Here is a 7,788-nt window from a genome sequence, read left to right on the forward strand (position 1 = left end):
TCCGGTCCGATTTGTTTTAGGATGTTTATTGTTTGTTGTTTGATTGGGTTGATTGTTTGTTTGAGGATGTCGTTTCGGTCGAAGGTTTGCGGGTTGTCCTTGAGGGTCTGTCGGAGGGTTTTTCCGAAGGTCATGCGCAGTTCGGTGCCGATATTGTACTTGCAGATGGCGGAGGTTCGGGCGAGGCGGCGGCGCTGGTCCCGGGGCACGCCGGAGCCGCCATGGATGACGAGCGGCAGATCGGTGACGGCCTCGATGGCGCGGAGGCGGGGCTCGTCGAGCCCTTGGCCGGCCTGTTGCTGCAGGTGCAGGTTGCCGACCGAGATCGCCATGGCGTCCACCCCGGTCTGGGTGGCGAAGCGGGCGGCTTCGGCGGGGTCGGTGCCGGCCGAGGCGGCGCCCTCGGCATAGCCCACGAAGCCGATCTCGCCCTCGCAGGAGAGGCCGGCGGCATGCGCCATGTCGGCGATGGCGGCGGTCTCGTCGATATTCTGCTGCAGGGGCTTGCGCGAGCCGTCATACATGACCGAGGTGAAGCCGCAGTCGATCGCCTGGCGGCATTCCTCGGCCGAGTATCCGTGGTCGAGATGGGCCACGACGGGCACGCCGGCCTGCTCGGCCAGGTGGGTGAACATGGCGCCCAGCACCGGCAGCGGGGTATGGGCGCGGCAGCCCGGCCCGGCCTGCAGGATGACGGCGCGCCCCTCGGCCTCGGCGGCGGCGACATGGGCGCACATGTCCTCCCATCCCAGGGTGACGAGCCCGGGCACGGCATAGCCCTGCCGCAGGGCCGGCTGCAGCACCTCGGCCAGCGTGGCGCGGGTCATTTGAACCGGGCCACCATGTCCATGATACCGGGGATGGTGTGCAGCTGGTCGGCATGGGTGGGCTGGAAATACTGCTTGAGCGAGCGCTGCGAGAGCCCGCCGAGGATGGTGAAGTAGTACATCTCGTAGCCCGGCAGGGTGCAGCAGGGGTGATAGCCCTTGTCGATCAGCACCGTCGAGCGGTCCATGACGTGATAGGCATCGCCCGGCGCGTTGTCCTCGCGCTGCAGCATCTGCAGCCCCGAGCCGTGGTTGGGGCGGAAGCGGAAATTGTAGGTCTCGTCATGGCGGGTCTCGATCACCTCGCCATCCGCGTCGGTGCGGTCGGTGTCGTGCTTGTGGCTGGGAAAGCCCGACCAGCCGCCGGCGCCCACGGTGTAGAGCTCGGAGACCAGCAGCCGGCCGACGCGGTCATGCTGGTTGGCGCCGAGGATGTGCTTGATCTTGCGGTGGGTCTTGGTGTCGTCTGAGCCGTATTGCACGAGGTCGAGCTGGGGCTCGCGCACGTCGAAGGGCTCCAGCACGCGGTCGTACTTGGCCCCGGCGATGAAGGTCTCGGTGGTCTCGGAGGTGCAGGTCAGCCGGACGGTCGCGCCGACGGGCACGTAGACGCCCTCGGGCTCGCCATCCCAGACATCCGTGCCGCGCGCGCCCAGCCGGTCGAAGCGCGCGCCCTCGACATCGACATCGACCGTGCCGGTGGCGGGCACGATGCAGGTCTCGTAGCCGGGCACGGCATAGTCGAAGCTCTCGCCGCGCCGCAGGGTGACGATGTTGAAATAGTTCAGCGGCACGCGCGGGTCGTCGACATCGACGATGGGCGCATTGGCATTGTCATGCGGGGGGATGTGCACGGGCTGTCTCCTTCTCAGGCCTGCGGGGCGGGGTCTTCGGGATCGGTCGGGCCGGGATGCGCGGCCAGGAAGGCCTCGAGCGCGGGCGTGTCGGGCATGGCGGGGGCGCAGCCGGGGCGGCTGACCACGATGGCGGCGCAGGCCGATCCGCGCAGCACCGCCTCGCGCAGGGGGCGGCCCTCGGCCAGCGCGGCCAGCAGCCCGGCGATGAAGCTGTCGCCCGCGCCCACCGGCTTGAGCGCGGTGACGGGGTAGATGCCGGTGGCGATCTCGCGGCCTTCGGCGAAGGTCACCGCGCCGCCGGCGCCCATCTTGTAGATCACCATGCGGCCCTCTGCGGCGAGGGTCCGGGCCATGTCGCGGCCGCGGCCCGGGCCGCCGGCCATGAAGTCGAACTCCTCGTCATTGCCGACGACCAGGTCGCTTTGCGCGCCGGCGCGGGTCAGCACCTCGGAGGCGACCTGCGGCGAGGGCCAGCTGTAGGGGCGGTAGTCGATGTCGAAGATCACCGGCAGCCCGGCGGCGCGGGCGCGCTCGAAGGCGTGGAAGGTGGCGCTGCGCGAGGGCTCGGCGGCCAGCACCGTGCCGGCGGTGATCAGCGCGCCGAACCCGGCCGGGTCGACGCGGTCGATATCGGCCTCGGTGACCTGGAAATCCACCGCGTTGTTGCGGTAGATGCAGACCTGGAACGCGTCCATGCGGCTCTCGTAGACGGCCAGCGAGACGCGGTGCTCGCCGCCCAGCACCCGCACGTGATCGGTCTCGACGCCGTAATGGCGCAGCCGGTTGAGGCAGAAGCGGCCCACATTGTCATCGCTGAGCGAGGTGACCAGCGCGGCCCGGAGGCCCAGCTTGCACAGCCCCGCGCAGATATTGGCCGAGGAGCCGCCGAGATCGGCGCGGAAGGTCTCGGCGTGGTCCGAGGCGGTGCCGGGCGGGTCGGCGAAGAGATCCATCCCGGCGCGGCCCAGCACCATGAAGCGGCCCTTGCGGATGCCGGCCTGCAGGCGCTCCATCACACGCCCCGGCGCTGGCGCGCGCGGCCGGCTTCCCAGGCGTCATGGGCGGCGCGGACGCGGTCATCGCCGGTGACATGCGGGGTGCCGACCTCCCACCAGGCATGGCCCTGCGCGGTCCAGCCCTCGTGGGGGTCGACCTGCATGACGATGACGCTGGTCGTGTCGGCGGCCTGGGCGCGGCGGAAGGCCTCGGCCAGCTCGGCGGGGTTGGCCACGGTCTCGGCGCGCGCGCCCATGGACGCGGCATGGGCCGCGAAATCCACCGCCACCGGCTCGGGGATGGTGGGGCAGTCCGAGAGCAGGTTGTTGAAGCTGGCATTGCCGGTATTGTTCTGCAGCTTGTTGATCACCGCGAAGCCGCCATTGTCGAGCAGCAGCACGATCAGCTTCCTGCGGCTGAGCACCGAGGAGTAGAGATCGGAGTTCAGCATCAGGTAGGAGCCGTCGCCGCAGAAGGTGATCGTGTCGCGCTCGGGCGCCTGTTCGTCTTGCGCGATGCGCGCCCCCCAGGCGCCGGCGATCTCGTAGCCCATGCAGGAGAAGCCGAATTCCACATCCACCGTGCCGGTCTGCAGCGTGCGCCAGTTGGCGGTGACCTCGGCCGGCAGCCCGCCGGCGGCGGCGACGATGCGGTCGCCGGGGTCGCAGAGATCGTTCACCACGCCGATCGCCTGGGCGTAGGAATTGGGCCGGTTGCCGGGCCGGACATTCGCGGCCACGTAATCGTCCCAGCGGGCGCGTTCGGCCTGCGCGAAGGCCACCCAGTCCTGCGGGGCGGCATAGTCCAGCCCGTCCCCCAGTGCCTCGAGCGCCAGCCGGGCATCGCCCACCACGGGCAGGGCCATGTGCTTGCCCGCGTCATGGCGCCCGACATTGAGCGTGACCAGCTGCGCATCGGGGGCGAAGGCCGTCCACGATCCGGTGGTGAAATCCTGCAGCCGCGTGCCCACGGCCAGCACCAGGTCGGCGCGTTCGGCCACCGCGTTGGCGCTGTCCGATCCGGTGACCCCGATCGGCCCGGTATTGAGCGGGTGGGTGGCCAGCATGTTGGCGCGCCCGGCGATGGTCTCGACCACGGGGATGCGGTGGGTCTCGGCGAAGGCGGTCAGCGCCTGCACGGCGCCGGAATACTGCACCCCGCCGCCGGCGATGATCACCGGGCGCTCGGCGCGGGCCAGCGCGGCGGCGGCGGCGGCGATCTCGGCGGCATCGGGGGCCTGGCGGCGGATGCGGTGCACGCGGCGGGCGAAGAAGCTCTCGGGGTAGTCGTAGCTCCAGCCCTGCACGTCCTGCGGCAGGCCGAGGAAGGCCGGGCCGCACTCGGCCGGGTCGAGCATGGTGGCGATGGCATTGGGCAGCGACTGGATCACCTGGGCGGGGTGGCAGATCCGGTCCCAGTAGCGGCTGACCGGCTTGAAGGCGTCGGTCACCCCGAAGGTGGGGTCGCCGAAATTCTCCATCTGCTGCAGCACCGGGTCGGGCAGCCGGGTCAGGAAACTGTCGCCGCACAGCATCAGCATGGGCAGGCGGTTGGCATGGGCCAGCCCCGCGGCGGTCAGCAGGTTGGCGGTGCCGGGCCCGGCCGAGGCGGTGCAGAACATGAAGCGCCGGCGCAGCCAGGCCTTGGCATAGCCGGCCGCGGCAAAGCCCATGCCGGTCTCGTTCTGGCCGCGATAGAGCGGCAGCGCCTCCTGCGCGCCGTGCAGCGCCTCGCCCAGGCAGGTGACGTTGCCATGGCCGAAGATGCCGAAGCCGCCGCCGCACAGGCGCCATTCGCGGCCGTCGATCTCGATATGCTGGTTGGCCAGCCAGCGGATGATGGCCTGCGCCGTGGTCAGGCGGATGGTGCCCTCGGTCGATGTCATCTGCGCGAACCCTCCCCGGGAAATTCTGGTCGCATGCGAATTGCCGCTTGCGGGTTGTCTAGACTCACGATACGTGTTTTGCAACCGGTTGCAAACACAAAAGCGGCCGGCGGGACCCGGCAGCAGGGAGGGCGGCCATGGCCGAGATCGGCATCGGAATCCTGGGCGGCGGCTACATGGGCAAGGCCCATGCGGTGGCCATGTCATCGGTGGCGGCGCTGTTCGACACCGCGTTGCGCCCGCGGCTCGAGATGGTCTGCGCCTCCCGGCCCGAGAGCGCCGAGCGCTACCGGCAGGCCTACGGCTTTGCCCGCGCCACCACCGACTGGCAGGCGCTGGTCGCCGACCCCGCGGTCGAGGCGGTGGTCATCGCCACCCCGCAGGAGACCCACCGCCCGATCGCCGAGGCGGCGATCGCCCGGGGCAAGCCGGTCTTCTGCGAGAAGCCGCTGGGCGCCTCGCCGGCCGACAGCGCCGCGCTGGTGGCGGCGGCCGAGGCGGCGGGCGTGGTCAACATGGTGGGGTTCAACTACATCCGCACCCCGGCCAGCCAGTTCGCCCGCCAGCTGCTGGCCGAGGGCGCGATCGGCGAGATCACCTGGTTCCGGGGCGAGCATACCGAGGACTTCCTGGCCGATCCGCAGGCCCCGGCCAGCTGGCGCACCCGCGGCAGCGCCAACGGCACGCTGGGCGATCTGGCGCCGCACATGGTCAATGCCGCGCTGGCGCTGATGGGGCCGCTGGACCGGGTCATGGGCAGCTTCGAGACGGTGCATGCCGCGCGCCCCGGCGGGGTGGTCGACAATGACGACCAGGCCCAGGTGATGTGCCGCTTTGCCAGCGGCGTGATGGGGCATATCCATGTCTCGCGCATCGCGACGGGGCGCAAGATGGGCTATGCCTACGAGATCACCGGCACGAAGGGCGCGATCCGCTTCGACCAGGAGGACCAGAACGCGCTCTGGCTCTACCGGATGGAGGGGCCGGAGGCGACGCGCGGCTTCACGAAGATCCTGACCGGGCCGGAGCATCCCGACTACCTGCCCTTCTGCCAGGGGCCGGGCCATGGCACCGGCTACCAGGACCAGATCATCATCGAGGCCAAGGACTTCCTCGAGGCGATCCATGCCGGCGCGGCGCGCTGGCCGAGCTTCCGCGACGGCCACGCGGTCAACCGGGTGATCGCCGCCATCCGCGCCTCGGCCGAGGCCGGGGGCTGGGTCGCGGTGGACCCGGCCTGAGCCCGCCCCGACACGCATCTTCAGACACACACAGACAGCACAGGTCCCGCGCCCCGAGACCTTCACAGGAGGACGGCAGATGACGATCAGGATTGGCAACGCGCCCTGTTCATGGGGGGTGGAGTTCGCCGGCGACCCGCGCAACCCGCCTTGGCAACAGGTGCTGCGCGACTGCGCCGCGGCCGGCTATACCGGCATCGAGCTGGGCCCGGTGGGCTACATGCCCGAGGATCCCGCCCTGCTGGGCGCGGGGCTGGCCGAGCACGGGCTGGAGCTGATCGGCGGCGTGGTCTTCCGCCCCTATCACGACCCCGCCGCCTGGGAGGACGTGCTGGACGCCACCCACCGCACCGGCCGCGCGCTGGCCGCGCATGGCGCCACCCACATGGTGTTGATCGACTCGATCTCGCCGCGCCGCGCCCCCACCGCGGGGCGCGCGGACGAGGCCCTGCAGATGGACGCCGCCGAATGGGCCGCCTTCCGCGACCGCATCGCCGAGAGCGCGCGGATCGGCGCCGGGGACTACGGGCTGACCGTGGGCATCCACGCCCATGCCGGCGGCTTCCTCGACTTCGAGCCCGAGCTGGAGCGCCTGCTCGACGAGGTGGACGCGGAGACGCTGAAGATCTGCTTCGATACCGGCCACCACGCATATGCCGGCTACGACCCGGTGGCCTTCCTGCGCCGCCACGTGGACCGGGTCTCCTACATGCACTTCAAGGACGTGGACCCGGCGGTGAAGGCGCAGGTGATCGCCGCGCGCACCGGCTTCTACGAGGCCTGCGGCCAGGGCATCTTCTGCACGCTGGGCCGGGGCGAGGTCGACTTCCCCGCCGTGCGCCGGGTGCTGGTCGAGGCCGGCTATGCCGGCTGGTGCACGGTCGAGCAGGATTGCGATCCCACGCTCGATCCCGACCCGCTGGGCGATGCGCGGGCCAACCGCGCCTATCTCGAGACGATCGGCTTCACGCAGGAGGGCTGAGCCATGACGAAACTGAAATGGGGCATGATCGGCGGCGGCGAAGGCAGCCAGATCGGCCCGGCCCACCGGCTGGGCGCGCTGGCCGATGGCCGCTTCGAACTGGCCGCCGGCGCGCTCGACCACCGCCCCGAGGAAGGCCGCGCCTATGCGCGCAGCCTCGGCATCGCGCCCGACCGCGCCTATGGCGACTGGACCGAGATGCTGGCGGGCGAGCGCGACCGCCCCGACCGCGTCGACCTGGTCACCGTGGCCACGCCCAACGCCACCCATTACGAGATCACGAAGGCCTTCCTCGAGGCCGGCTTCCACGTGCTCTGCGAGAAGCCCATGACCATGACCGTCGAGGAGGGCGCCGAGATCCTGCGCGTGGCCCGCGCCGCCAACCGGGTCTGCGCCGTCAACTACTGCTACTCGGCCTATCCCATGGTGCGCCAGGCCCGCGCCATGGTGCAGGCCGGCGAGCTGGGCCGCATCCGCCTGGTGGTGACCAGCTTCAGCCATGGCCATCACGGCAATGCCGCCGATGCCGACAACCCCCGCGTGCGCTGGCGCTACGACCCGGCCATGGCCGGCGTCTCGGGCCAGTTCGCCGATTGCGGCATCCACGCGCTGCACATGGCCAGCTTCGTCTGCGATGACGAGGTCGAGACCCTGTCGGCCGATTTTGCCTCCACCATCGCCGGCCGTGTCCTCGAGGACGATGCCATGGTCAACTTCCGCATGACCCGCGGCACGGTCGGCCGGCTCTGGACCTCCTCGGTGGCGATCGGGCGCCAGCACGGGTTCGAGCTGCAGGTCTTCGGCGAGACCGGCGGGCTCCGCTGGGCCTCCGAACAGCCCAACCAGCTGCACTACACCCCGCTGGGCGGCCGCTCCCAGGTCATCGAGAAGGGCGAGCCCGGCCTGCACGCGGATGCGCAGCGCCTCTCCCGCGTCGCCATCGCCCATCCCGAGGGCTTCCCCCTCGCCGTCGCCAACATCTACTGCGACCTCGCCGACG

The 7,788-nt window shown here is 70.7% G+C and carries 7 protein-coding genes; 3 read left to right on the forward strand and 4 right to left on the reverse strand.

What is annotated here, in order from left to right; translation table 11 throughout:
• The 4 genes from AVJ23_RS21655 to iolD form a co-directional block, all read right to left on the reverse strand.
• Positions 1-827: class II fructose-bisphosphate aldolase (locus tag AVJ23_RS21655; protein ID WP_058864321.1), on the reverse strand; the 827-nt coding region annotated here is incomplete at its 3' end.
• A complete protein-coding gene (locus AVJ23_RS21660) occupies positions 824-1,681 on the reverse strand; it encodes a 5-deoxy-glucuronate isomerase (protein WP_058864322.1) in 858 nt (285 codons plus the stop codon). The genes AVJ23_RS21660 and AVJ23_RS21655, both read right to left, overlap by 4 nt.
• A 14-nt stretch (positions 1,682-1,695) precedes the next feature.
• Positions 1,696-2,697 carry a 5-dehydro-2-deoxygluconokinase gene (gene iolC, locus AVJ23_RS21665; RefSeq protein WP_058864323.1) on the reverse strand — a complete coding sequence of 334 codons (1,002 nt, stop codon included), beginning with the start codon at positions 2,695-2,697 and terminating at the stop codon, positions 1,696-1,698.
• On the reverse strand, positions 2,697-4,565 hold the full coding sequence (gene iolD, locus AVJ23_RS21670; RefSeq protein WP_058864324.1) for a 3D-(3,5/4)-trihydroxycyclohexane-1,2-dione acylhydrolase (decyclizing): 1,869 nt from the start codon (positions 4,563-4,565) through the stop codon (positions 2,697-2,699). Before iolD ends, iolC begins: the two co-directional genes overlap by 1 nt.
• Before the next feature lie 137 nt (positions 4,566-4,702).
• Between iolD and AVJ23_RS21675 the strand changes: the two genes are divergently transcribed.
• The 3 genes from AVJ23_RS21675 to AVJ23_RS21685 all read left to right on the forward strand — a co-directional run.
• On the forward strand, positions 4,703-5,806 hold the full coding sequence (locus AVJ23_RS21675) for a Gfo/Idh/MocA family protein (RefSeq protein WP_058864325.1): 1,104 nt from the start codon (positions 4,703-4,705) through the stop codon (positions 5,804-5,806).
• A 79-nt stretch (positions 5,807-5,885) separates the two neighbouring features.
• Positions 5,886-6,788 (forward strand): TIM barrel protein, encoded by a 903-nt coding sequence (locus AVJ23_RS21680; RefSeq protein ID WP_058864326.1) that lies wholly within the window; start codon positions 5,886-5,888, stop codon positions 6,786-6,788.
• Positions 6,789-6,791: 3 nt separating this feature from the next.
• Positions 6,792-7,788 (forward strand): Gfo/Idh/MocA family protein (locus AVJ23_RS21685; RefSeq protein ID WP_058864327.1); only part of this gene is annotated, 997 nt, incomplete at its 3' end.

The organism is Pseudoponticoccus marisrubri (assembly GCF_001482405.1).
GTDB classification, from domain to species: domain Bacteria; phylum Pseudomonadota; class Alphaproteobacteria; order Rhodobacterales; family Rhodobacteraceae; genus Pseudoponticoccus; species Pseudoponticoccus marisrubri.